This is a genomic window from Micromonospora sp. DT201, from assembly GCF_049841575.1.
In the GTDB taxonomy this organism is placed as follows: Bacteria; Actinomycetota; Actinomycetes; order Mycobacteriales; family Micromonosporaceae; genus Micromonospora.
This window is the reverse complement of the sequence record NZ_JBNCKP010000009.1, coordinates 59,277-84,106: the sequence shown is the minus strand read 5'-3', so window position 1 is coordinate 84,106 and position 24,830 is coordinate 59,277. Positions and strand designations below refer to the sequence as shown.

Annotated in this window: 22 protein-coding genes; 10 read left to right on the top strand and 12 right to left on the bottom strand. The window is 68.5% G+C overall.

Annotated features, from left to right (window positions below; translation table 11 throughout):
- The first annotated feature begins 15 nt into the window (after nt 1-15).
- Together ACLQ28_RS17135 and ACLQ28_RS17130 are read left to right on the top strand one after the other, a co-directional pair.
- Nucleotides 16-3,471 (top strand): alpha-glucuronidase family glycosyl hydrolase, encoded by a 3,456-nt coding sequence (locus ACLQ28_RS17135; protein ID WP_425687262.1) that lies wholly within the window; start codon nt 16-18, stop codon nt 3,469-3,471.
- Nucleotides 3,472-3,780: 309 nt separating this feature from the next.
- Nucleotides 3,781-3,942: a hypothetical protein gene (locus ACLQ28_RS17130; RefSeq protein ID WP_425687261.1), complete on the top strand. Its 162-nt coding sequence runs from the start codon at nt 3,781-3,783 to the stop codon at nt 3,940-3,942.
- Between the two features lie 338 nt (nt 3,943-4,280).
- On the opposite strand, the gene ACLQ28_RS17125 is transcribed toward ACLQ28_RS17130, so the two are convergent.
- Both ACLQ28_RS17125 and ACLQ28_RS17120 read right to left on the bottom strand, forming a co-directional pair.
- Nucleotides 4,281-5,219: a GNAT family N-acetyltransferase gene (locus tag ACLQ28_RS17125; protein WP_363722184.1), complete on the bottom strand. Its 939-nt coding sequence runs from the start codon at nt 5,217-5,219 to the stop codon at nt 4,281-4,283.
- Between the two features lie 83 nt (nt 5,220-5,302).
- Nucleotides 5,303-6,292 (bottom strand): ArsR family transcriptional regulator, encoded by a 990-nt coding sequence (locus ACLQ28_RS17120; protein WP_425687260.1) that lies wholly within the window; start codon nt 6,290-6,292, stop codon nt 5,303-5,305.
- A gap of 57 nt (nt 6,293-6,349) precedes the next feature.
- Here ACLQ28_RS17120 and ACLQ28_RS17115 point away from each other — a divergent pair, with 57 nt between their 5' ends.
- The 3 genes from ACLQ28_RS17115 to ACLQ28_RS17105 are packed head-to-tail and all read left to right on the top strand — an operon-like array spanning nt 6,350 to nt 9,325.
- Entirely contained in the window at nt 6,350-7,132 is a 783-nt protein-coding gene (locus ACLQ28_RS17115; RefSeq protein ID WP_425687259.1) for an SDR family NAD(P)-dependent oxidoreductase, read from the top strand.
- A gap of 33 nt (nt 7,133-7,165) precedes the next feature.
- Nucleotides 7,166-8,365: an MFS transporter gene (locus ACLQ28_RS17110; protein ID WP_425687258.1), complete on the top strand. Its 1,200-nt coding sequence runs from the start codon at nt 7,166-7,168 to the stop codon at nt 8,363-8,365.
- Between the two features lie 60 nt (nt 8,366-8,425).
- Nucleotides 8,426-9,325 (top strand): aminoglycoside phosphotransferase family protein, encoded by a 900-nt coding sequence (locus tag ACLQ28_RS17105; protein WP_425687257.1) that lies wholly within the window; start codon nt 8,426-8,428, stop codon nt 9,323-9,325.
- Between the two features lie 74 nt (nt 9,326-9,399).
- Here ACLQ28_RS17105 and ACLQ28_RS17100 read toward each other — a convergent pair whose 3' ends face one another.
- The 4 genes from ACLQ28_RS17100 to ACLQ28_RS17085 all read right to left on the bottom strand — a co-directional run bounded on the left by ACLQ28_RS17100 (nt 9,400) and on the right by ACLQ28_RS17085 (nt 15,552).
- A complete protein-coding gene (locus ACLQ28_RS17100; RefSeq protein ID WP_425687256.1) occupies nt 9,400-12,399 on the bottom strand; it encodes a glycoside hydrolase family 95 protein in 3,000 nt (999 codons plus the stop codon).
- Between the two features lie 574 nt (nt 12,400-12,973).
- Nucleotides 12,974-14,011, bottom strand: coding sequence for a fatty acid desaturase family protein (locus ACLQ28_RS17095; protein ID WP_425687255.1), 1,038 nt, complete (start codon nt 14,009-14,011; stop codon nt 12,974-12,976).
- Nucleotides 14,012-14,262: 251 nt separating this feature from the next.
- On the bottom strand, nt 14,263-14,832 hold the full coding sequence (locus ACLQ28_RS17090) for a hypothetical protein (RefSeq protein WP_425687254.1): 570 nt from the start codon (nt 14,830-14,832) through the stop codon (nt 14,263-14,265).
- 81 nt (nt 14,833-14,913) lie between these two features.
- A complete protein-coding gene (locus ACLQ28_RS17085; protein WP_425687253.1) occupies nt 14,914-15,552 on the bottom strand; it encodes a TetR/AcrR family transcriptional regulator in 639 nt (212 codons plus the stop codon).
- Nucleotides 15,553-15,620: 68 nt separating this feature from the next.
- Between ACLQ28_RS17085 and ACLQ28_RS17080 the strand changes: the two genes are divergently transcribed.
- A complete protein-coding gene (locus ACLQ28_RS17080) occupies nt 15,621-16,091 on the top strand; it encodes a DUF1453 domain-containing protein (RefSeq protein WP_425687252.1) in 471 nt (156 codons plus the stop codon).
- Between the two features lie 27 nt (nt 16,092-16,118).
- Here ACLQ28_RS17080 and trpA read toward each other — a convergent pair whose 3' ends face one another.
- The 5 genes from trpA to ACLQ28_RS17055 all read right to left on the bottom strand — a co-directional run bounded on the left by trpA (nt 16,119) and on the right by ACLQ28_RS17055 (nt 19,613).
- Nucleotides 16,119-16,901 carry a tryptophan synthase subunit alpha gene (gene trpA, locus ACLQ28_RS17075; RefSeq protein ID WP_425687251.1) on the bottom strand — a complete coding sequence of 261 codons (783 nt, stop codon included), beginning with the start codon at nt 16,899-16,901 and terminating at the stop codon, nt 16,119-16,121.
- Entirely contained in the window at nt 16,898-18,106 is a 1,209-nt protein-coding gene (trpB, locus tag ACLQ28_RS17070) for a tryptophan synthase subunit beta (RefSeq protein WP_425687250.1), read from the bottom strand. The genes trpA and trpB overlap by 4 nt, the downstream gene beginning before the upstream one ends.
- 124 nt (nt 18,107-18,230) lie before the next feature.
- Nucleotides 18,231-19,010, bottom strand: a complete 780-nt coding sequence (locus tag ACLQ28_RS17065; protein WP_425687249.1) for a GntR family transcriptional regulator — start codon at nt 19,008-19,010, stop codon at nt 18,231-18,233.
- Between the two features lie 179 nt (nt 19,011-19,189).
- On the bottom strand, nt 19,190-19,432 hold the full coding sequence (locus tag ACLQ28_RS17060; RefSeq protein ID WP_425687248.1) for a DUF4287 domain-containing protein: 243 nt from the start codon (nt 19,430-19,432) through the stop codon (nt 19,190-19,192).
- A complete protein-coding gene (locus tag ACLQ28_RS17055) occupies nt 19,422-19,613 on the bottom strand; it encodes a DUF1737 domain-containing protein (protein ID WP_425687247.1) in 192 nt (63 codons plus the stop codon). Before ACLQ28_RS17055 ends, ACLQ28_RS17060 begins: the two co-directional genes overlap by 11 nt.
- 74 nt (nt 19,614-19,687) lie before the next feature.
- On the opposite strand from ACLQ28_RS17055, the gene ACLQ28_RS17050 reads away from it, so the two are divergent.
- Nucleotides 19,688-20,317: a haloacid dehalogenase-like hydrolase gene (locus ACLQ28_RS17050; protein ID WP_425687246.1), complete on the top strand. Its 630-nt coding sequence runs from the start codon at nt 19,688-19,690 to the stop codon at nt 20,315-20,317.
- Here ACLQ28_RS17050 and ACLQ28_RS17045 read toward each other — a convergent pair.
- Entirely contained in the window at nt 20,265-20,933 is a 669-nt protein-coding gene (locus ACLQ28_RS17045; protein WP_425687245.1) for a hypothetical protein, read from the bottom strand. The genes ACLQ28_RS17050 and ACLQ28_RS17045 overlap by 53 nt on opposite strands.
- 187 nt (nt 20,934-21,120) lie before the next feature.
- Here ACLQ28_RS17045 and ACLQ28_RS17040 point away from each other — a divergent pair, with 187 nt between their 5' ends.
- The 3 genes from ACLQ28_RS17040 to ACLQ28_RS17030 are packed head-to-tail and all read left to right on the top strand — an operon-like array spanning nt 21,121 to nt 24,659.
- Entirely contained in the window at nt 21,121-22,905 is a 1,785-nt protein-coding gene (locus ACLQ28_RS17040; protein WP_425687244.1) for a hypothetical protein, read from the top strand.
- Nucleotides 22,906-22,965: 60 nt separating this feature from the next.
- Nucleotides 22,966-24,033: a glycosyltransferase family 2 protein gene (locus ACLQ28_RS17035; RefSeq protein WP_425687243.1), complete on the top strand. Its 1,068-nt coding sequence runs from the start codon at nt 22,966-22,968 to the stop codon at nt 24,031-24,033.
- A complete protein-coding gene (locus ACLQ28_RS17030) occupies nt 24,030-24,659 on the top strand; it encodes a GyrI-like domain-containing protein (protein ID WP_425687242.1) in 630 nt (209 codons plus the stop codon). Before ACLQ28_RS17035 ends, ACLQ28_RS17030 begins: the two co-directional genes overlap by 4 nt.
- Nucleotides 24,660-24,830 lie beyond the last annotated feature (171 nt).

The following is a 24,830-nucleotide window of genomic DNA, read 5'->3' as shown; positions in this document are numbered from 1 at the left end:
AAGGAGGAGAAGGCAATGAACCGAGGTTCGGTGCCCAGGCTGCGGCGAACACTCATCGTGCTGGGCACGGCGCTCGCCACGGTCGCGGCCACCCTCACGGTCGCCACGACACCCGTCGCCGCAGCCCAGTCGCCAGACGACTACAGCGGCTCCGACCTGTGGCTGCGGTACGTGCCGGTCAGCGACGCGAAACTGCTCCGCGACTACCGTCGGACGGCCACGGCGATCGTGGTCGAGAACGCCGACGCCGATCAGGTCCACCGGCACACGCCAGACCTCGCCATGGCGCCCGGTTCCACCGAGAAGCTGGCCGAGACCACGCTCGGAGCCGCCCGGGACGAGTTGGTGCGCGGCCTGAGCGGGCTCCTCGGTCAGTCGGCACCCGTAACGACGAAGATCGGCGACAAGATCCCGGACGGTTCGGTCGTGGTGGGTACGCCGGCAAGCTCGCCGCTGGTGCGCCACGCCATCTCGACCCGCGATCTGGCCGCGGTCGGCGACGAGGGTTACCTCGTGCGCTCCCTGTCCCGCGGTAAGGACAGGTTCACCGTCATCGCCGGCAACACCGACCTCGGCGCTCTCTACGGGACCTTCGCCTTCCTGCGGCTGATGCAGACGCAGAAACCGATCGACCACCTCCGCATCTCGGAGTCACCGAAGATCAAGCATCGGTTGCTGAACAACTGGGAGACCGAGCGCCTCTACGCCGGCAACAACGCCTCCGGACTGGGCGGGTTGAACGGAGAGAACGGGGCGATCTTCAACTTCGCCGCAACCGGAGCAAGTGCCGGTAAGAACCTGCCCGTCATCCTCGACCGCTACATCGTCGTGGCACGGGCGTTGGCGTCGCTCGGCATCAACGGCATCACCATCAACAACGTCAACGCCGACAACGCGTACCTGACGAGCACCCGCATCGCGCAGGAGGCCGCCCTCGCCGACGCCCTGCGCCCGTACGGCATCAAGCTGGGCCTGTCGATCCGTTACACCGCGCCCACGGACAGCCGATTCGCGCCGGACACGCTGACCAACAGCCAACTCGACCCCTACGGTGCCGACTTCCGGGGCTGGTGGAACCGCAGAGCCCAGATGGTCAAGACCGCCATCCCGGACTTCATGGGCTTCACCGTGAAGGCCAACTCGGAGGGCCAGCCCGGGCCGCAGGACTTCGGGTACGACCACGGCGACGGCGCCAACGCCATCGGCGCCGCCGTCGCGCCGCTCGGGATGACCGTGCACTGGCGGACGTTCGTCTACAACGCCGAGGTGGACAACGACCGACTCAAGCGGGCCTACCTGGAGTTCGGGCCGATCGACGACGAGGCCCAGCCCGACGGCACCAAGGGACGCTTCGCTGACAACGTGTTCCTACAGACCAAGAACGGGCCGCTGGACTTCCAGGCCCGGGAGCCCATCCACCCGATGTTCGGCCGGATGGAGAACACCAACCAGGCCCTGGAACTCCAGATCACCCAGGAATACACGGGCCAGAACTGGATGCTGAGCTACCTCGGCCCGATGTACGAGGAGATCCTCAAGACCGACACGTACGCCACCGACGCAGCGGGCAAGCTGCTGAAGAAGCGCCTGGTCGGCGACGTTGTCGACGGGAGCGCCCAGCACCATCCGGACACCGCCATCGTCGGTGTCGCCAACCTCGGCAACGCCGACAACCTGACCGGGCACCACTTCTCCCAGGCGAACCTCTTCGCCTTCGGCCGCCAGGCCTGGAACTGGTCGCTCAGCTCGGCGGACATCGCGACCGACTGGGTCCGGATGACCTGGGGCAACGACAAGCGTGTCGTCGACACCATCCGGAAGATGATGATGGGCTCGTGGGAGGCGCTGGTCAGCTATCAGACGCCGCTGGGCATCGGCCACCAGTTCGCCGAGGGCGCCCACTACCGTCCCGACCCCGCCGACTGGGCGGGCCGCGACGACTGGAGCCCGATCTACTACAACCAGGCCGACAGCGTCGGCCTCGGCTTCGACCGCTCCCCCACCGGCAGCAACCTGGCCGCCCAGTACTTCCCCCGGCTTCAGCAACGCTACGGGGACATCGGATCGGTCCCGGAAAACCTGCTGATGTGGTTCCACCATGTGCCATGGGGCCATCGGATGGACAACGGCCGGACCTTCTGGGACGAGTTGGTCTACCGCTACCAGATGGGCGTCCAGTACGTGACCTGGATGCGGGAGACCTGGGACGCGCTCCAGCCCGACATCGACGCACGACGGTTCGCGGAGGTCCGCGCCAAGCTGGCCGTTCACGAGACGGATGCCGCCGACTGGCGGGACACCTCGGTGAACTACTGGAAGGAGTTCAGCGGGCGGGACATCCCGGTCGACGACGCGCCGCTCTCGGCGAAGATCGTCGTGAACGGCAAGGAGTTCGGCGGCTTCAACCTGTCCGACAACTCGTACACCATCCCGGTCCCGGCCGGGGCGTCGCCCACCATCACGAAGGTGCGGACGGCCGACCGGAAGGCTCGCTACGAGATCATCTCCCAGGCCGTCAGCGTGCCCGGACAGGCGGTCGTCAAGGTAACGGCGGAGAGCTTCTTCGGCCCTCTCGTGAAGAACTACGTCTTCAACCTGGTGCCCGACACGACGCTGACGAGCTTGAGCGTCGACGGCAAGCCCCTGGCGTCCTTCTCGCCGACGGTGCTGCGCTACAACGCCCTCGCGCCGGCCGGCACCACGACCGTGCCGACGGTCACCGCCAGCGCCGCCGACCCCGCGGCCTCGGTCACCATCGAGCAGGCGACCAGCGCCACCGGGCAGGCGCGGGTCACCGTCACGAACGGCGAGGCATCGTCGGTCTACACGGTGGACCTGAACACCACCATCACCGGCAGCGACGAGTTCGAGTCCACCCAACTCGGCTCCCAATGGCAGTGGGTCCGGCCGGACGAGAGCGCCCGGCGGCTGGCCGACGGATCGTTGGTCATCACCGCCCAGCAGGGTGACCTGCAGGGCAACACCAACACCGCGAAGAACCTGGCCCTTCAGAACGTCGACGGCGACTGGACGGCCGAATCCAGGATCGTCTTCTCCCGACCACTCGCCAACAACAACGAGCAGGGCGGTGTCATCGGGTACGCCGACGACAACAACTACGTGAAGCTCGCCTGGGAGATGGGCAACGCGACCGCCGCCAACAAGGTCCGGCTCGTCCTCCTCCGGGAGCAGAACGGTGCGACATCGACGCTGGAGATCACCGGCGCCGACGCCCAACGGATCGTCGGGGCCGACGGCGCCATCTGGCTCCGGCTCACCAAGATCGGTGACAGCTACCGCGCCTACTACTCCCGCGACGGAAGCGTCTACCGCTACATCGGCTCCACGACGCTGAACGTCGAGCCGACGAAGGCCGGGCTGATGGCCTTCAACCGGGCCGGCACCTCCACCGACCTCGACGTCGCCTTCGACTACTACCGGATCGAGAGCCGAGGGGAGCGCATCCGCTAGATCCCTCAAGACGGGCTGGGGGCGTAGCGAAAGGCGCTCGCCATCCGCCTTGGCTGCCCGCCATGTCGATGTGCTGTTGAGCGGTATACCTCAGAGGTATGAATATGACTCTGAGGTATACCGCTCATTACCGCATCCTTGCCCACCGAGGTGACCGACAGTCACCGCCGGCCGCCGGCTGCGCGCACCGCCCCAGCCAGGGTCCTGAAATGCGGGGCGTACGGTTCAGGCCGATCATCATCTTGCTGCTGTTCGTCTACCTGCTCGGCGGCACGCTCGGCGTCGGCCTTGGCGGCGGGTCGGGCGGTCATGGCATCTACGTCAACCCTGTTCCAGCTCGGCGTCGTTCTCGGAGTGGCCGTGCTCGTCGGCTTCCGGACCAACGCGACCGCGATCGAGTGGCTGGCTGCGGCCGGGGTCCTCACCGCGACGACGTTCGCCCTGGTGTGGCTGGCTGTCCATGTTCGGTAGCGGGTTCGTGACCACCGCCTCGTTGCCGGTCGGGCTGCGGTGGTTCGCCGAGTACCAGCCGTTCACCCCGATCATGGAGACACTGCGCGGCCTGCTCCTCGGTACTCCGATGGGCAACAGCGTGGTGATCGCGCTCGGCTGGTGCGCCGTGATCGCGCTGGTCGGGTACGTGTGGGCGAAGCGGCTCTACGTGCCCGGGAGACAAGGATCTGCAGGGCCTTGGGCGGGTTCTCCGGCTGCTCGTCCGGCCAGAGCGCGGACCACCTCCGCCGGACACGCTCCCCCGAGGCGCGATCCGTTGCCGTCAGGCCCCGATCGCGATGGCGAAGATGTGAGCGTCATACGGCCCCCGAGGCCTCCAGAACCATACGGATCTCCGTCACCTCGTAGTTGGCGCGGTCGAAGGCGGCGGCCATCGGGATGTTCGTAGTGTCTGTGGTCGCGGTGATGCGCTCGGCGCGTTCGTTCGCGTGGAAGCGGGTGATCTCGGCGAGGATCTCGTCGATCAGTCCCTTGCCCCGCTGCTCGGGTACGACACCGAGATATCCGACGTTGCGGTTGTACGGGGTCGCTGACGGGACGGCCAGGCCGGCGAGAGTGCCGTCGGGCAGCTCCGCAAGCCTCCACCAGGAGCGCTCACCCGGGCAGTCGAGGTAGAACCTCATGTCCTCTTCGGCCACCTGCCTGGCGCTCTTGGTGCGCAGCTCGTCACGGGTGGCCTCGTCGAGACTGTCGCCCGACACCCGGACGAAGGCCTCCAGGAACTCCTCGTCGCTGCCCTCGCGGAACGTCAGCCGACCGCCGGCCTCGGGCAGTCCCGCCGCCGGAGTCCACTCGTAGCGCAGGCGCTGAATCTCCCGGCTCAGCCCTGTGCGCAGGCCCGCCTCGCGACGCCAGGCCACCGCCTCGCTCAGTTCCGGTCGGCTGCTCCAGTCTCGTGGGAGGGAGATGTTGTACAGCGGCCGCGCGCCGAAGGCGGCATGCGCGGCGTCAAGGAGCCTGGTGGCGACGGCGACCGGATCGGCAACGGTGGAACGGACCTGGAGGCAATCGAGCGCTACGGGGCGCTCGCTGTCGGCACGGCCCCACCACAGCGCACGGGCAAGGACGTACCCGTTCTCGTCCTCGGCAAGCCAGACCCATTCCGGGCGGAACTGGTTGGCACCGAGTTCCTCGCGGATCTTCTCAGCGGTCAGGGCGGTGATGGGACCGTCGGCCGGGTACGCGGCGGCACGGTCCAGGGCGGTGGAGTCCGCAGTAGCGGGAAAGAATTTCATTTGGCACATGATCACCAATGGAAAATGCCAGAGCAATGCATTTCCTGCTGGCGGCCGAAGGGCAGCGTCTTGGTCCAGTGGGATTACTGCTCCGCCGACTGGCCGACCACCTGGTCACCAAGAGGGCTGCGCCGGTACAGCACGTGCCGTCCGTCGCGGGCGCGAGTGATCAGACCTGTCGCGTGGAGGACCTGTAGGTGTTGTGACACGGCGCTGGGTGTGACTGTGAGCCGGCGGGCCATTTCCACGGTCGGTAGCGGTTCGGCAAGGAGGTGGAGCAGTCGCGCTCTGGGCACGCCGAGGAGCGACGTGACGGCGGCCGCGTCGACGGTCGGTGTCGGCGCCCAGAGCGTTGCTACTCCACGGCAGGGGTATGCCAGCACTGGCGGTTCCTGCGGGCTGACTGGCGGGGCGGGCTTATACGAGAACACGGACGGCACCAGCAGAAGTCCTCGGCCGGCTGCCGCGACATGGTGCCTGCCGATCATCTTGTCGATGTGCAGGACGCCGTCCTGCCAGCGCAGATTCGGGTGCATGTCGGCGAAGAGCAGGCGCGCGCCTCCTACGGCCAGTTGTCGGGCGCGGTAGGTCGTGTCCGCCTCCAGGACGAGTCGCATCTGCGGCCAAGTCGGCTTGATCGCGATCTCCCAGTAACGCTGCAGGTGGTCGCAGATGGCATCGCGGAGTGCGAGGACAGGAGCGTCGTCGTCCGCAGTGATCTCCTGCAAGATGTCCGGAAGCCGGCCATGTCCGTACACGGCCAACACGTCGCGGCGAACGACATCCGGAGGCGTCCGGCGTACTGCGGCCAACTCTTCTTCGAAGGTCACGGCGAATTCCGTCGGGCGGGGCGTCAGGAAATCCGCAACGGCGCGGTCTGGCCCGACCAGGGACATCAGCAGGTCGGCACCGGGCGCATCGAGTCTGCCGAGAACCGACCTGCGCCACGGCAGGTGCAGCGCGTACAAGCCGGGCTCGCGCAACACCCGCAGGCTGAGCACGGTCTGGTAGATCGGTGAGATCGCGAAGCGGGTGTCCGCGAGGTCCTCGACGCTGAGCATGAAGCTGATCATTAAGCTGCACGCTACATCGCTTGGGGATCGCCGCCAACGTGCCGTGGACTATCCGGCATGACACCGATCAACATGACAAACCAGGCCATTCGGCGCACGGCGATCGTCACGGGCGCGGCACGCGGCATCGGCGCCGGGGTGGCCGGGCGTTTGGCGCGCGATGGCCTCGCGGTTGCCGTGGTCGACCTGGTCGAGGAAGACTGCGCCGGCACCGTGGATGCCATCACCCGCGACGGCGGAACAGCGGCGGCGTTCGCCGCCGACGTCAACGACGAGTCGGCCGTGACCGCCGCTGTCGCTCGGATCGCGACCGAGTTGGGATCACCGACGGTGCTGATCAACAACGCCGGCATCGGCGGCCCCAACGCCGGCGTCGAGGAGACGAGCACCGAGCAGTGGGACGCGGTCACCGGGGTCAGCCTGCGCGGCGCGTTCTTCCTCACCCGGGCCGTGACCCCCTACATGATGGCGGCCGGCTGGGGACGGATCGTCAACATGTCGAGCATTTCCGCGCTCGGCGATTCCGGCCGCGTTGACTACGCCGCCGCGAAGGCCGGTCTGATCGGCTTCACCAAATCGCTCGCGCTGCGGCTCGGGCAGCACGGCGTGACGGCGAACGCCATCGGGCCGGGCTTCGTGGTCAGTGACATGACCAGGGTCGGGGCCCAGCGGCGGGGCCGCAGCTTCGAGGAGCACCAGCGGATCGTGGCGCAGACCATCCCGGTGCGCCGGGTCGGCCAGCCCGAGGACATCGCGCACACCGCGTCGTACCTGGTCAGCCCCGAAGCCGGGTTCGTCTCCGGCCAGGTCATCTACGTCGCCGGCGGGCCGGTGGACTGACGTGATCGACGCTCTCGCACAGCCGGTTCGCAGATGAGTCGCAGGCTGCTGGTGCTCCTCGCCCTCACCTGCGGGGTCGCCGTCGGAAACATCTACTTCCCCCAGACGATCAGCCCGCTGGTCGCCGCCAGCCTGCACGTCAGCGCTGACTCGGCCGCCCTGGTGGTGACCGCGGTGCAGTTCGGCTATGCCGCCGGGATCTTCCTGTTGGTGCCCCTCGGCGACCGGCTCCCGCATCGCCCGCTGATCGTCACCCTGCTCGGCCTCACCGGGCTGGGGCTGCTCGCCGCGGGCGCCGCACCCGCGCTGCCGCCGTTCGTCGGCGCGAGCGCCCTCGTCGGGGTCACGACCGTTGTCGCGCCGATCATCGGCCCCATGGCAGCCGGCCTCGTTGCCGACGACCAGCGCGGCGTGGTCAGCGGCACCCTGCTGAGCGGCTCCATCGCTGGCATGCTGCTGTCCCGCACCGTCGCGGGCACCATCGGCGACTGGTTCGGATGGCGGGCCCCCTACCTGACGGCGGCGGCGTCCGTGCTGTTCATCGCCGTGGTCATGGCCCGCGTACTGCCGACGACACGACCGCCGTCCGGACACCGATACCCGGCGCTGCTGGCCGAGTCGCTGCGACTGCTGCGCACCGAGGCCGACCTGCGCCGCTCCTGCTTCTACCAGGCGACGGTCTTCGCCGGTTTCTCCGCGGTCTGGACCGCCGTCGCGCTGCTGCTTACCGGCCCCACATACGACTTGGGCGCACCGGCGGTCGGAACGCTCGCACTGGTCAACGCGGCGACAATGCTGTGCACCCCGGTCGCTGGACGGCAGGTGGACCGTAGGGGCAGCGACGCGGTGAATCTGGCCTGCCTGCTCGGGGTCATCGCCTCGGCCGTCGTTCTCGCGTTCGCGAGTCTCGGCGGGGCGGGAGGCCTCGCGGCACTGGCGCTCGGCACATTACTGCTCGACGTCGGGATGCAGTCCGGCATGGTCGCCAACCAGGTACGCATCTACGCCCTGCGGCCCGAAGCCCGGAGCAGACTCAACACCGCCTACATGACCTGCGCCTACCTCGGCGGCGGCCTCGGCTCCTGGCTCGGAGCCCGCGCCTACGCCCACTTCGGGTGGTTGGGCGTATGCGCGGTCTTGGCGCTCCTCGCCGCGATCGCTCTTGCCCGCCACCTGGCGTCAAGCCCTGCCACCAGTCACCCTCGAACCACAGTCGCCGCCCAGAACACCTGACTAAGGATGATTGTCGTGCCAGCCTCTACCCACCGCCCATCCCCATCGCCGGATGTGCCGATGCATGACGGCCAGCTCACAGTCTCACTCAACGCGGTGCGTGAGCTGGTGGACGGGCAGTTCCCCGAGTGGCAGAGCCTGCCTCTCAGTCGCGTCGCTTCGCAGGGGACGGTCAATGCCATCTTCCGTATCGGGAGAGGGTTCACGGCCCGGTTCCCCCTTCAGCCTCGTGAGGTCGACGCGGCGCAGGGCTGGCTGGAACGCGAAGCGGAAGCGGCCCGAGAACTGATGGGTCGTACGCGATTTCCCACCCCCGAGCCGGTCGCCATCGGTGAACCCGGCGCCGGCTACCCGCTTCCGTGGTCGGTACAGACGTGGGTACCCGGCGTCGTAGCCACCGATGAGGACCCAGGCAACTCCGTCGCGTTCGCGCACGATCTGGCCGAGTTCGTCAGTGGCGTGCGAGCCATCGACACACGGGGACGCACGTTCACAGGCGAGGGTCGCGGTGGCGAGCTACCAGCGCACGACGGGTGGATGGAAACCTGCTTCGGGCGCAGCGAGACGCTGCTGGACGTCCCGCTGCTCCGCCGGATCTGGGAGGTCATGAGGGAACTGCCGCGGGGCGAGGCCCCGGACAGGATGAACCATGGTGATCTCATTCCGGGAAACGTCCTCGTCTCCGGCGGGCGGCTGGCCGGGGTTCTCGACGTGGGCGGGCTGGGGCCTGCCGACCCTGCCCTTGACCTCGTCAGCGCCTGGCACCTGCTGGAACGCGAGCCACGTCAGACATTTCGGCAGCAACTCGGCTGCGACGTTCTCGAATGGGAGCGTGGCAAAGCGTGGGCCTTCCAGCAGGCAATGGGGGTGGTGTGGTACTACCACCAGACCAACGCCGCCATGAGTCGGATGGGCCGACGCACTCTCGCGCGCATCATTGCCGACCCGCCATCAGCCTGAGCCTGCACCGCGACCGGGCCCGTCCCCAGGTGGGACGGGCCCGGTCGCGCTCCCCCGAGCGGGATCTGTCGCCGTCAGCCCCCGATGGCGATGGCGAAGATGTGCATCGTCGACACGTTCGTCGCCGGCCGGGCGCTGATGTTGGGCAACACGACCGAGGCCACCGCCTTGCTCTGCAACGCGACACCCACGTAGTAGACGCAGGCCGCGGTGTTCTGCCGCTGGTTGTTGGGCCGGTTCTGGTACGCGGACACGATGGCCGCGGTCCCCGCGGAGCTCGGCCCGCCGTACCAGTCGGGCGTGCTCAGCGTGAACGTCTGGCGGGTGCCGTCGGCGTAGACCACCGTGCCGGTGCCCGACGGGGCGCCGTAGGTACCGGTCAGGAGGAAGCCGAGGGTCCGGCCCGTGCCGGTCACGCTTATCGTCTGGCCCGAGGCGATGGCGTTGTCGGCGGCGCCCGAGCTGACGCTGGGCCACCGGAAGTTGACTCCGTTGCGGCTCACCGTGCCGCCTGGGCTCGCGCCGGCCGCCGCCAGGGCCTGCGCGGAGAGCGACGCTCCGCCGCCGTCGAAGTTTCCGACGTTGGTGTTGCTGTCGCTGGTGATGCCGACGTTGCTGAAGCTCTGCTCCAGCGTCGGTAGGGCGACGCCCGTGCTGGTGACCCGGTAGGTGCGTCCGGCCTGCACGGTGACCTCGATCAGGTCGGACTCGATCCGGGTGGTCCGGGCAGCCGTACCGTCGGTGGTGTCGACCACGGTGACAGTGCCGGTGAGGATCCGGGCGCGCAGGCGGACGGTGCCGGCGCGGTCCGGTCGGATGAGCACCTCGATGGCCTGACCGCTCGCCCACGTGATGCCGACCGTGTGCCCACCCCGACCGCGCAGGCCGGTCACCCGACCGCTCGGCCAGGCCGGCGGCAGCGCGGGCAGGATGTGCAGCTCGCCAGCGTGGCTCTGCAACAGCATCTCGGCGATGCCGGCGGTGGCGCCGAAGTTGCCGTCGATCTGGAACGGCGGGTGCAGGTCGAACATGTTGGGCGCGAGCCGTGCGGTGGTGGCGAGGTAGCGGATCAGGTCGTGGGCCCGCTTACCCTCCTCCATCCGAGCCCAGAAGTTGATTTTCCAGGCCAGCGACCAGCCCGTGCCGTCGTCGCCGCGCAGCGCCAGGGTCCGGCGGGCCGCCTCGAACAGCTGCGGGGTGCCGCGCTTGGTGATCTGGTTGCTGGGGGCCAGGCCGTACAGGTGCGAGATGTGCCGGTGGTTGGGCTCGGTCTCCACCCAGTCGTAGAGCCACTCCATGATGTTGCCGCGCGAGCCGATCTTCATGGGTGGGAGGCGATCCCGGGTGGCGCGAACCTGAGCCCGGAAGGTGCTGTCCACGTCGAGGATCTCGCTCGCCCGGGCGCAGGCGTCGAAGAGGTCCCGCAGGATCTGGTTGTCCATCGTGGGGCCGGCGCACACGCTGGCGTTCGCGTGGTGGCTGAGCTCCGGCGAGTTCGACGGGTTTGTCACCAGGTAACCGAGGGTCGGTTCGGTCACCAGGGTGTTGAGGAAGAACTGCGCGGCACCCTTCATGGCCGGGTAGTTCGTCTGCAGGAACTCGATGTCACCGTTGAACAGGTAGTGGTCCCAGATCAACGTGGACAGCCAGGCGCCGCCGGTCTGCCACATGCCCCAGAACGCGCCGTCCACCACCGCGGTGGCCCGCCACGCGTCGGTGTTGTGGTGGGTGACCCAGCCACTGGCGGCACCGTACTGCACCTGGGCGGTCCGCGTTCCGGTGACGGCAAGGTCCCGGACCAGGTCGAAGACCGGGTTGTGGCACTCGGCCAGGTTTGTGGTGTTGGCCGGCCAGTAGTTCATCGGCAGGTTGGCGTTGATCGTGTACTTCGAGTCCCAGGATGGGGTCAGCGAGTCGTTCCAGATGCCTTGGAGGTTGGCCGGCTGCGTGCCGGGCCGCGAGGACGAGATCAGCAGGTATCGCCCGAACTGGAACAGCAGAGCCGAGAACTGTGGGTCGTCGACGCTGTTGTGCTGGGCGATCCGGACGTCGGTCGTCTGGTCGGCGGCGGAGGTGCGGCCCAGGTCGAGGCTGACCCGACCGAACAACGCCTGGTAGTCGGCCACGTGCCGGCTGCGCAGCTGGTCATAGCTCCTGGCCCGCGCGGCGGAGAGGCGCTGTCGGGCGATGCCCTGGTAGTCGCCGCCAACGTTGCGGTAGTTGACGTAGCTGGAGCCGATGGAGATCAGCAGGGTCACGCTGGTGGCGTTGGTGACCCGCAGGGTGCCGCCGGAGCTGGACACGCTGCCGCCGCTGACGGTCGCGTTGGCCAGGGCGAGGAAGCGGACCGCGCCGGTGACGCCCTCCATGTTTCCGGAGACGCCGTCGAGGCCGATCGTGGTGCCGTCCGGGCTGGACACCGTGGTGCGCTGCGGGCTGTCGAAGGTGGCGGTGAAGCTGATCGAGCCGGTCCGGTCGGCGGTCAGCCGGATCGCGATGACCTGGTCCGGTGCGCTGGCGAACACCTCCCGCTGGTGTCGAACGCCGTTCAGCACGTACGTCGTGGTGGCGGTGGCGGTGGTGAGGTCGAGCGTCCGGTTGTACTGAGACGCTCCGCTGGCAGAACCGAAGGCGAGCCGGAGGTTGCCGACAGTCTGGTAGGCCAACTGGCCGCCGGGGTTGCCCATCATGGTCTGGTTGATCAGATCCTGGGCCTGAGTCCACTGGTTCGCGTTGACGAGCCGCCGGATCTCCGCCAGAGCTCCCGCGCCTCTGGTGTTGCTGGGATCGTGGGGACCGCCCGCCCACACGGTGTCCTCATTGAGCTGCAGGCGCTCGGTGTCGACGTTGCCGAAGACCATGGCACCGAGTCGCCCGTTGCCGATCGGCAGCGCCCGTAGCCAGTCGGTGCCGGCAGCCTCGTCGTACCAGAGCGCAAGGTCCCCGGCGGCCAGTACCTGCGGCGGCGCCACCGAGTCTGCTCGGGCCACGGCCGTCCAAGGCAGCGGCAGGAGAGCACCGCCCGCGCCGGCTGCGCCGATCTTGAGGGCTTGCCGTCGGGTCAGGTCTGACATCGATCCTCCAAACGGTGACCGATCCGGCCACCCCGAAGCGTGACAACTACGGAACTCGACATGGGATCCGCGTGGTGGGCCATCCGGGACCCTCGCTGCGCGGGCCGTCGCGCGGCCCTGAATCAGTCAGACATCCGATGTGTTTCGGGAAGGTTACTCCGGGGCCTCAGAATAGGCAATGATCGATCGATGGGCGGAATCCGCACCATCTGGCCCGATCGGCGGAGATCATCGACAGGAAGTCGGCAGTGGACCGGCGCGGACCAGCAGGGCGGCGCGCAGGAGAACAGCCGGCCGGCACCGGCCCAGATTCACAAACATCAGATGTACGGCGTCGGGCAGGCGAGGTCGGCGCGCGGCAGACGATGGCCTGCTCCACCTACCAGGCCGTCAGGAGACCCGAGGGAGGGAGCGCTCGCGGAAGTAGGCCTCGCGCGGGATGCCCGGTGCGACCAGGATCAGCATCACGGCCTCGGCGTCGCTGTCGTACGGAAGCCGTGCACGCCACCCTCGGGTACGTGCAGGAAGCCGCCGAGCCGCCCCTTGCGGACCGGACCCGATGATCGCGTCGCAGTCAGTCGTCACCTGGTCGGGGCGCTCCGGTCCCGACCGCCCGCAGGTGTGCCAGACCCTGCGCCCAGGACTGGATCAGGGTGGTTTCGTGGTAGGCGATGCCGTGTTCGGCGCAGAACTGGCGGATCAGCGGTTGGGCGTCGCGCAGGTTCGGCCGCGGCATGCTGGGGAAGAGGTGGTGTTCAATCTGGTAGTTGAGCCCACCGAGCAGGGCGTCGACAAGCCGGCCGCCGCGTACGTTGCGGGAGGTGAGGACCTGTCGGCGGAGGTAGTCCAGGTCGTCGGCCTCGGTCAGGATGGGCATCCCCTTGTGGTTCGGGGCGAAGGAGCTGCCCAGGTAGAGGCCGAAGAGAGCCTGATTGACCAGGATGAACACGATCGCCTGCGGAACGCTCAGGAACAGGAAGACGGCCGTGAGGTAGCCGGCGAGGTGCAGGACGAGCAGGCCCGCCTCGGCTGATCGGTGCCTGAGCCCGCTGCGGGTGACGATCGCCCGGACGCTCGCGGCGTGCAGATGCAGACCCTCGACCATCAGCAGGGGAAAGAACAGCGCCGCCTGGTGGCGGACGAACAACGCTCGCAGGCCACGCTGCGTCGCGGCTTGACCGGGGGTGAAGGAGAGCGGGACCACCTTGATATCGGGGTCTCGGCCTTCGGTGTTCGGATGTGCGTGGTGGCGGTTGTGCTTGTCGACCCACCAGCCGTAACTGATCCCAGTCAGCAGGTTTCCACAGACCAGGCCAAGCGCGTCGTTCGCCCGGCGGGACCGGAAGATCTGCCGATGTCCGGCGTCGTGGCCGAGAAACGCCAGTTGCGCGAACAGCACCGCGACCGCGGCGGCGGTAGCCGTCTGCCACCACGACGGTCCGAGCCGAACGAACACCACACCCATGATCCCGAGGCATCCCAGCACCACCGTCACCCGCGCCGCGTAGTGGCGGGGTCGTCGGTCGAGGAGGCCCGCGGCTCGGACCAAGCGGGAAAGGTCGGCGTATTCACTGCCCCGGTCGCTGCGTGCGCCAAGATCCGTATTGCTCACCCTCGACACTCCCTGTAAGCCCGCCGATCAGCTCGCTGCCTCTGCCGTCAGCCCTGAACCGAGAGGCGCGCGATCCGATCGTGCTACCACGGAGATCGAACGCGGACCGCCGCTGACAGTTCCAGTCTTCCTCACGGCCGGGGTCCTCGCAGGAGGAAACGGCGGCTCATGGCCACCCTGCGAACAGCTGCGCCGCCAGAGCGTGGCCGTGCAGCCTCACTGGATCACGGCTGGGCGGGCTGGTCAGATGGTCATCGGGTTGCCGGCCGGTAGTCCATGCCTTCCGGACCGGGCAGCAGGACAGCGGCCCACCTCACCTCGGCGGCGATGTCGGTGTCCTCATCGACCTCGAAGCCGATGACGGCACGCTGGAAGGGCACGTCAGCGTGCACGGCGACGGCAACCTCGGCGAGCCACCGATCGAGCGGCGCTCGCCAGACGAGTGACTCGACACCGCTGCGTTTGTCGAAGGGATACCCGCCGATCCTCTCGTCGAGCCGGGCCAGCGCACCGAGCGGTAGGTAGAGCTCCAGGGTGACGACGTCCTCGTACCGCATTGAGTAGCCGCCACAGACCACGCGCTCGCCGGACGGCAGGGTCAGCGTCCCGAGCAGATGCCCATCCACCTCGAACGCGGCCGCACCGGGCTCGACGTCGACAAGTCCGGGCCCTACGCGGCACTCGCGGACACCGGCGGCTCGCCACAGAGAACGCACGGCTCGGTCGAGTCTGGCATCGTCGGCTGCGCCAAGGACGAGGATCACCTCGTAGAACCCGCCCGTCCAGTTGTCGGCGTCGCTCATGTCATCCGCGGCTGCCATCACGACAAGATCCACCTTCGCCGGCTCGCACCATCTCGGCTTCCCATCATCGCGGGCCGGTACCACGCCGAAGCCGGATGTCTACCCCGGATCGCGATCCAGCGCGGCGACCAGCGAGTCCAGGTGGCGGTGCAGGACCTCGCGCAGCAGGTCCGGCGGGAAACGCCGCGGGAACATCACCGCCTGCAGCCCCAGCCCGTCGAGCAGGGCGCGGAGGCGGACGCTCTCCACCTCGACGTTGACCTCCGCTGGCAGGCCGCCGGCCGCCTGAGCGCCCTGCAGCGTGCGATGGACCAGGTCGTACAGGGTCTGCTGGATCGCCTCGGCGTGCGGGAGCAGTGGCGGACGAACTCGGGCGGCCATGGTGAACGTGTGCCGGAGGAGCACCTCGTCGCGGCGTACGTCGTCGAGCGGCAGGAATTCGGCCAGCAACTCCTCGGTGCGGTGGCGCCGATCCTCACGGCTGCCACCGGACTCGCTGAGCAGGCGCTCGGCGTGCGCCCAGACCCTCTCGCCGACTCGGCGCCCGAGCTCCTGCACGACGAAGATCATCAGCTCGTCGTGGTCGGTGAAGTAGTGCCGAACCGACCCGACGGCCAGCCCCGCTTCGTCGGCCACATTGCGCAGCGTGGCTGCTTCCAGGCCGTGGCGCGCGACGACGGCGTGCACGGCGTCGGCCACCGCACGACGCCGCTCCTGGGGATCGACGATCTTTGGCACACAGCTTTTATAGCACAGAGATGCCATGATAATTTGACACAGCAATGCTAAATACGGGAGGTACGGCCGTGAACAAGTGGTTCCTGGCGGCACTCATCGCCCTCGTGCTGATCGTCGTCGTGGTGAAGCGGCTGATCGGCGAGCCACTGAACAGGCGCGACCTGTGGGCACCACCGGTCGTCCTCACCGCCATCGGCCTCTACAGCCTGAGCAAGAGCGGCGGTCTGCACGCCCGCGACTACGGCTGGCTGGTGGGCGGTGCCGTGCTGGGCCTCGCCCTCGGCTATCTGCGCGGCTCGCTCGTCGTGGTCTACGAGAAGCGCGGCTTCCTGTGGCAGCGCTACCGCGGGCGGACCTTCGCGGCCGTCGTCGGCACGCTGGTCGTGATGTTCGGCTACGGTCTGCTCGTCGACAAGCTCGGCATGCAGCCGGGCGCACGCCCGATCCAGCTCTCGATCGGCATCAGCTTTCTCGGCGAGGCCCTGGCCGTGACGCGCCAGGGGCTCGCCCTGCGGGTGCCGTTCGCACCCCAACGTTGATGGCGGCAGAGCGGACGCCGCGGGCCGTCACCGGGCGGTCGCGTCCAGCACCTTTCGCAGCTGTGCCAGGAAGCCGCCGAGTTCCGCCGCCCCGGCCCCGTCCAGCACGCGACGCATGAGCGCCGAGCCCACCGCGACGCCGTCGGCATACCCACAGGCCTCGGCGGCCTGCTGAGGACCGGAGATCCCGAAACCGAGAACCACGGGCAGGTCCGTGGCCTGCCGCAGCGACGTCACCAATTGCTGACCGGCCTTCCCCAACTGCGACTGCTCGCCGGTGGTCGCCATGACGCTGACGGCGTAGATGAAGCCTCGGCTGCGCTCGGCGATCTCGACGCGGCGGTGCGGCGTAGTTGCCGGGGATGCGAGCAGCACGAGGTCGAGCATGGTGTCCGCCGCCGCGGTGCCGACCGGCTCCACCTCGTCGACCGGCATGTCCGGCACGATCAGGCCGTCCATCCCGGCGTCGGCGAGCGCGGCGCAGAACCGATCGGCGCCACCGTGCAGGACCAGATTGGCATAGGTGAACGCGATCAGTGGCACGGGCAGTCCGAGCCGGGAGACCTCGTCGAGGATCTGCCGGGTGGTGGCACCCCGGCTCAACGCCTGGTGTGACGACTGCTGCACGACCGGCCCGTCCATGGTGGGGTCGGAGAACGGGAGACCGACCTCGATGGCGTCGGCACCCGCGTCCACGGCGGCTCGCAACAGGTCGGTCCAGTTCTCGGTGACACCGCCTGTCACGTACGGCACGAGCACCTTGCGGCCGGCGGCCTTGGCCGCACGGGCCCGGGTTTCCACTGTGTTCACGACATCTCCATCAGGGTCGCCATGTCCTTGTCGCCCCGGCCGGAAAGCGTCAGCATCACCGTCGAGCCCGGGGGGATCGTGCCGTCGCCGGCAGCGCAGATCACCCAGGCGACCGCGTGGGCGGATTCCAGCGCGCAGAGGATGCCCTCGGTGCTGGCCAGTCGGTGGGTCGCGGCCAGCACCTCGGCATCGTCCACTGTCACGTAGGTGGCCCGGCCCGACTCGGCCAGGTACGCGTGCTCCGGGCCGACGCCCGGGTAGTCCAGGCCGGCGGCGATCGAGTGGGCCTCGCTGATCTGCCCGTGCTCGTCCTGGAGGACCTTGGAACGGAAGCCGTGCAGCACGCCGGTTGTGCCGGCGCTGATCGCGGCGCCACCGGCCGCCTCGACGCCGACCAACCGGGCCGGCGTGTCGACGAAGCCGGCGAACGTGCCGGCCGCGTTGGATCCGCCGCCGACGCAGGCTACGACGTAGTCGGGCGTGCCGGTGACGAGGTCGGCCGCGCACTGCACGCGGGCCTCGTCACCGATCACCCGCTGGAACTGGCGGACCATCCAGGGGTACGGGTGCGGGCCCATCACCGAGCCGAGGCAGTAGTAGGTGTCGTCGACGGAGGTGACCCAGTGGCGCTGGGCCTCATTGCAGGCGTCCTTGAGGGTGCGGCTGCCAGAGGTCACCGGTATCACCTCGGCACCGAGCATCTTCATCCGGAAGACATTGAGCTGCTGCCGCTCGATGTCCTTCTCGCCCATCAGGACGGTGGTCGCCATGCCGAGCAGGGCCCCGGCGGTTGCGGTCGCAACGCCGTGCTGGCCCGCACCGGTCTCGGCGAGCAGCCGCCGTTTGCCCATCCGCCGCGCCAGCAGGGCCTGCCCCAGCACATTGTTGATCTTGTGGGAGCCGGTGTGGGCGAGGTCCTCCCGCTTGAGCAGCAGGTTGATGCCCAGTTCCGCGGACAGTCGCGCCGTGGGAGTCAACGGTGTAGGCCGGCCGACATACACGGAGAGCAGGTGGTTCAGTTCGGCCCGGAACAGCGGGTCGTCCCACGCCTCGACGAAGGCGCGCTCGACCTCCTCACAGGCCGGAACCAGCGATTCCGGAACGAAGCGTCCGCCGTATTCGCCGAACCTGCCGAGCCCCGAGGGCCGGCGAGAGTCGACCGGGCCGGCTTGGTAGCCGGTGCGCTGCAGCTGATCCACGGGCATTCCTCCCACAGTTCTATAACGGCAAGGCTTTTATAGCAGGGCAGGCAGACGGAGTTCTAGACCTCCGAGAAAAAAGTTCTAGAACAGTCTCCATCCAGCGGCGGGCCGACACGACGCGCTGACGTCAGCCGGGCGACAGCCCGGTGCCGTCGCCCATCGCATAGCTGACCTGATGGCCGCTGACCTCGCGGGTATTCATGATCACGACGCTGTTTCCGGCCAGGATGGCGACGTCGACGACAAGCGTGCGCCGGTTCGCGTCGCGGGTGATCCGCTCGCTACGCATCGCCGGAACGCCTGCGGGCAGTCCGAGCAGGTCGCCGATGTGCTCGGGCATGAGCACCGGCGAGATCCTCTCCTCAGCCTGTACGGCCACCGCGTCCGCCCGCTCGGCAAGCAGGGCGTACAGCTCCTGCTTCTCGAAGTCGACGTCCCTGAGCAGGCCAGCGAAGGGCTGCGGAAGGTACGACAGCTGGTGGATCAACGGTGTGCCCCGGACGACCCGGATCCGCTCCAGCTTGAGCACTTCGGCGTCCGAGGGGATCCCCAACCGCATGACGAGATCCTCGGGCACGGGAATGATCTCGTGGCTGAGCACCCGGGTCAGCACCTCGATGCCATGCGCGCGCAGGTCGTCGGCCAGGCTGCGCAGGTTACCCATCGAGTATGGGACCGGCACCGCCCGGACGTAGGTGCCCCTGCCGGGAAGCTGCTCGACCACTCCCCGACCACAGAGCTCGTCCAGGGCCTGCCGCAGCGTCATGAGGCTGACGCCGTACTCCTCGCTCAGGTGCCGCTGGCCGGGCAGCGCGTCACCGGGAGCGAACTCGCCACTCCTGATCCGTCTGATCAGGTCGTCGCGGATGACCATGTACTTCGGAGTCCTGCCCGGAATGTCGCGCATGCTCGGCCCAGCCCTGAGAGTCGGAACGGAGCGGGTCGCGCCGCCCGATGAGTGCGGAGCTCCACGTCCTTCTTCTGGGTGCCAGCGTATGGCTGGCCTCCGCCCCGACCTACGCACGGGTGTCGTGGCGCAGGCAGTTTGCCGTCGGACGGCCTCAACCCGCAGCCGGGCCCTGGTTTTCAGGAGGAGCGACTCGCGACACCGTCCAGGCACAACGTCTGCGACTCGTCGCGATGACTGCCCGACGATCCCACATGCTTCTCGGAAATGGTCGACCCGTTCTTCAGTACGCCGTAGAAGGCCATGGCGTGTCCACGGCCGACGCCGTACTCCTCCTTGAGCCAGTCCACCACGATTGCGGCCTTGGTCTGCGGACCGTAGCCGGTCGTACGGCAGGCAACGGCTCGATGCTCATTGCTCACCGGGCGAGTTTGGCAGCACCAACGCCTGAGCGGCGATGACCCGCTCACCGTTGAAGGTCAGCGCTGGGGATCCGTACAGCCGATAGCCCTGGTCGAGGAGGCCACTGATGCGGGCGCAGAAGTCGGCGTCATCGGGTCCGGTAATGAGCCGGTAGCCGAGAGGTTCACGAAGGTCTGACACCGTCCCATTGTGCCCAGGGCCCCCGTACAGTCGCATCATGTCGGACCGCCTGTGGCACCGGAACCGTTAGACCCATGAGCGCGCGGTCCGCCGACACCGTCATCTTCGATTTCGACGGCGTACTGCTGCGCGGGGATGCCTTCGGGCTCTTCATGCGACGCAGTGTTTTCGCGGGCACTCGGCTGCCACTCGCCGTCGTCCTGGCGGTTTTCCTCGCCCCTTTGGTCGTCATTCCCGCCTTCCGTCCGCGGGCGGCGCGGTGGATGAGCCGGATCGGCCTGTTGGGCCGAAGCGCGGAACAGTTGCAGGCGGAGCTCGGGCGTTTCGGCGCGGACCTCGGTGCAGAGCCCGAGCGGATCATCGCGCCTGGCCTGCGGGTGATCCGTGCCCACCTCGACGAGGGCGACCGGGTCGTCGTGGCCACCGCGTGCGAGCACACCCTGGCGCGGGCGGTGCTCGACGCGGTCGGCCTCGGTGAGGTCGAACTCGTGGCCTCGCACATCCAGGGTACGAGGCTGATCGTGCACAACTACGGTGCGACCAAGATGGTGCGGCTCGCCGCCCAGGGGGTGACGCCGCCCTGGCGGATGGCCTACAGCGACTCGCTGTCGGATCTGCCCGTCCTGGCCACTGCGGAGCAGGCGGTGCTGGTCAACGCGAGCGCGCGTCAGGCCGGGCACAACGGCTGCTCGGTGCCCGGCTGACCACCGTGACCTGGATCGGTGGCCACCTCAGACCAGCCGACGCCTGATCCACCAGAGGGAGAACAGGGACCATACGGCGGTCAACGCGAACAGCACGCCGAACTCGCGCCATTGCAGGAGCCAGAATTTCGAACCGGGCACGTAGGTCACCTCCTGACTGAGATTCTGCTTCTCCAGCCACTTCGGGCACGTCTCGCGGTGCCGGGGAGCCATTTCCGGCAATTCCGCTCATGTACGCCAGCACGATGTCCTCCAGGTCCAGCCGGCCGACTTGCCAGGAGGGGTCGTCGATCGGCGCGGTGCTGCGCACCACCAGGGTCGACTGCACGTCGGTGTGGCTCTGGTCCACCAGGGCTCGCCCCGCGCCCAGGTCGGTGGTGTCGCGCCGATGCCCGACCAAGCGGTGGTGGGCGGCGAGCAGGTCGTCGACGTCGCCGGCCACCCGTACCCGAGAGGCGACCAGCACGATCAGGTAGTCGCAGACCCGTTCCAGGTCGGCGACCAGGTGCGAGGACATCACGATGCTCATGCCCTGCTCGGCGGCCAGCTCCATCAGCCCCTGCAGGAAGGTGCGCCGGGCGAGCGGGTCGAGTGCCGCCACCGGCTCGTCGAGCAAGAGGAGATTGGGCCGCTTCGCTGCGGCAACGGTCAGGGCCACAATGCCGGGGTCGGCGATCAGGATCAGGGCCGGCGGAGGCCACGGCGACTCCCCCGCGGGCGGACGTCTCGGCTCTGGCGGGTAACGTCAACACACTTCGGACAGCTGTTGGACAAGGCCTAAAGAATTCGGGAAGATCTATTCCGTGAATACCCGCTCGACCGCCGCTGGGCGAACCGCTGAAAGCGCGAGTCCCGAACAGACCTCCGACGACCGGACACCGGCCGGGCGGGGTTGGTGGCGCTGGGCGCTTCACGAATGGACCTTGGCAGCACTTGCCAGCCTCCTGCTGGCGGTGCTGCTGACCTGGCCGACGCTGCGGCACCCGGCGAGCACGATCCCCGGCGACCTCGGCGACCCGACGTTGCAGGCGTGGCAGGTCGCCTGGTCGGGGCACGCTCTCCTCAGCAATCCGCTCGACCTCTGGCACTCGAACACGTTCTACCCCGAGAAATACACGTACGCCTACAGCGACACACTTCTCGGCTACGCCCCGATCGGGATGATCGGTTCCGGCTTCGAGGCCGCCGTGGTCCGATACAACGTGCTGTACGTGCTGCTGCACGCGCTGGCGGCCTTCGGGGCGTACGCGCTGGCCCGGCAACTCGGCGCGAACCGGTGGGGCGGGGCGCTCGCAGGAATCGCGTGGGCGTACGCGCCCTGGCGGTTGGCGCACTCCGGTCACCTGAACATCCTGTCCAGCGCAGGAATCGCGCTGTCCCTGGCGATGCTGGCCCGTGGGCATGGCTGGTCGCTGCGCCACGGATACCGGCCGGAGCGAGGGCGGCCCGGCTGGGCGTTGGCCGGGTGGCTTGTCGCCGCCTGGCAGATCACCCTCGGCTTCGGCATCGGATTGCCGCTGGTGTATTTCCTGCTGGCGGCGGTGCTGGTGGCAGCCGGTTGCTACGGCTGGTCCTGGTGGCGGCGGCGGGAACGCCCACCCTTCGGGCGGCGGCTACTGCTCGCGGATCTGGCCGGTGGGGCCGTGTTCGGCGCGGTGACGCTGCTACTCGGCCTGATCTACCTGCGCGTTGTCGACCTCAACCCGCAGGCCGAGCGGACGCTGGACTGGACGAAGATGTTCTCCCCTCCGCTGATCGGGTTCGTCACCGCGCCGGCGGACTCGTGGTTGTGGGGCGAGCCGCACGCCGCCGCACGCGAGCAGCTGTCCTGGCCGCCGGAGATGGCGCTGTTGCCAGGGATGACGCTGATCGGCCTGGCCGCGGCGGGGCTGTTCTTCACGGTGTTCGCGCTCCGGCACCGGGTCGCGCTGGGGCTCGGCGTGCTCGGCACGGTGCTGCTGGGCCTGGGTGCCACCCTCGGTGGTGACGGGGATCCCGGCTATCTGACACTGTCGATGCACCTGCCGGGCTGGGACGCGTTGCGCACGCCGGGCCGGATGATGCACTGGACCAGCCTGCTGCTGGCGTTGCTGGCCGCCGGAGCGGTGACGGCGCTTGCCGAATCGTCGGGCCAGAGCCCGACCCGCCGCTGGACGCGGATCATCATGCCGCTGGTCCTGCTGGTGCCGCTGACCATGGTCACTCTGGAGGGCGTCAATCGGACACCCCACCCGACCGTGCCACCGCCACCGGCTGCGATGCGGGCGGCGCAGGAACCGATGCTGGTGCTGCCCGCCGGCGGGGTGGGCGACCTGACGTACATGCTGTGGACGACCGACGGGTTCCCACGGGTGACCAACGGGCTGGCCGGTTTCGAGCCGGTCAGCCAGGCGCAGACCCGGACCGCCATCGCGTCGTTCCCGGACCCGGGCAGCGTGGCCTACCTGCGTGGGATCGGCGTGCGGTCGGTGGTTGCCGTGCCGGACCGCGCCGCGGGGACGCCGTGGGAGGGCATCGCGGCCCGGCCCATCGACGGACTGGGCATCACCCGGGAGGATCTCGATGGCGTGCTGGTCTACCACCTCTGACCAGGGGTGCGCCGGGCGTGCCGGCGTCAGCGGCGGATGCCCGGGTCCGGGCCGGGCGGGGTGACGACAGTGCGATTGTCCGTCGTGGTGCCCTGCTACAACGAGGAAGCGTCGGTAGAGCGGTTGCACGAGACCGTGAGCGCCGCGCTCGCAGAGCTGCCCGACGTGGACGTCGAGGTGGTGTACGTCGACGACGGCAGTGAGGACGGCACCCTCGCAGCGCTGCGCCGGCTCGCCGCCGCCGACCCCACTGTCTGCTACACGTCGCTGAGCCGCAACTTCGGCAAGGAGGCGGCGATGCTCGCGGGTCTGCAGCGGGCCACCGGCGACGCTGTCGTCATCATGGACGCCGACCTGCAGCACCCACCGCGGATGCTGCCCGAGATGGTGACGCTGTACCGGCAGGGCTTCGACCAGGTGATCGCCCGCCGGGACCGCCGTGGTGACCGGTTCGTACGGATGATCGCTTCGCGGTCCTTCTACCGAATGATCAACTGGTGGATCGACGTGCGCCTGCTGGACGGGGCAGGTGACTTCCGGCTGCTGTCCCGACTCGCGGTGGACGCGATCCTGGCGATGCCGGAATACAACCGGTTCTCCAAGGGATTGTTCTCCTGGATCGGCTTCCGGACGGTGGTGGTGGCCCACCACAACGAGACCCGGCAGACGGGGCAGAGCCGGTGGAGTTTCAGCAAGCTCTTCAACTACGCGTTCGACGGCCTGCTGTCGTTCAACAACCGGCCACTGCGTTTGGCGATCTACGGCGGCCTGTTCCTCACCCTCATCGCCCTGGTCTACATGGCCTGGGTTGTCGCGGACGCCATCGAAAAAGGCATCGACGTTCCCGGCTACACCACCATCATCGTCAGCGTCATCGGGCTCGGCGGCATCCAGATGACGATCCTGGGAGTGATCGGGGAGTACATCGGCCGGATCTACTACGAGACCAAGCGCCGACCGCACTATCTGGTACAGGAGACCGAGCACCTGGCCACGGAGACCGGCGAGGCGCCACCGATGCCGACCCGGCCCGGGGCACGATCGACCGAGCGGGGCCAGCAGGCGGTGCCAACCCGGGAGGACCCACCCCGGCGTCCCCCCGGCGCCCGGCGGCCGGAGACCTCGTGACCAGCGACGAGAAGATCGACTTCAGGAGGACTCTCGACGCCTACCAAGCGCATCGAGGCCAGTTCCGGATGGTCGACGTACCCGATCTGCAATACCTCATGGTCGACGGCCACGGCGATCCGAATACCTCGCCCGCCTTCACCGAGGCGATCGAGGCGCTCTACCCGGTGGCGTACAAGCTGAAGTTTGCCAGCAAGCGCACCCTTATGCGGGACTACGTCGTCCCGCCGTTGGAGGGCCTGTGGTGGGCCGAGGACATGGCCTCCTTCACCACGGCCCGGGACAAGTCCCAGTGGGACTGGACGCTGATGCTCATGGTTCCGGTCTGGATCGACCAGACCATGTTCGCCGCCGCCGTCGAGCAGACCGGGGCGAAGCACCGACCAGCGCGCCTGGACGACGTCCGCCTCCAGACGCTGACCGAGGGGCGGTGTGTGCAGACGCTGCACGTCGGTTCCTTCGACGAGGAGGCCGACGTGCTCGCACGGCTGCATCAAGAGTTCATCCCTGGACACTGCCTTCGCATGGCCGGCACCCACCACGAGATCTATCTCAGCGACTTTCGGAAGGTCGCACCCGACAGGCGGCGCACCATCCTCCGGCAGCCGATCACCAGCGAGAGCTGAGCGTGAGCGGCTGGCTTTCACCGAGGGCAGCGGCAGGTGAGCTGAACGACCTACGGTCCACCCGGTGCCGAACACCGTCGAGCATCCTTCACGACGAGTGGGTGGGGCTCTACGAGTGGGACCTCGGCTGTCGCGTCGCCCACTGAGATATCGACGGAAGGTGTAGCCCGA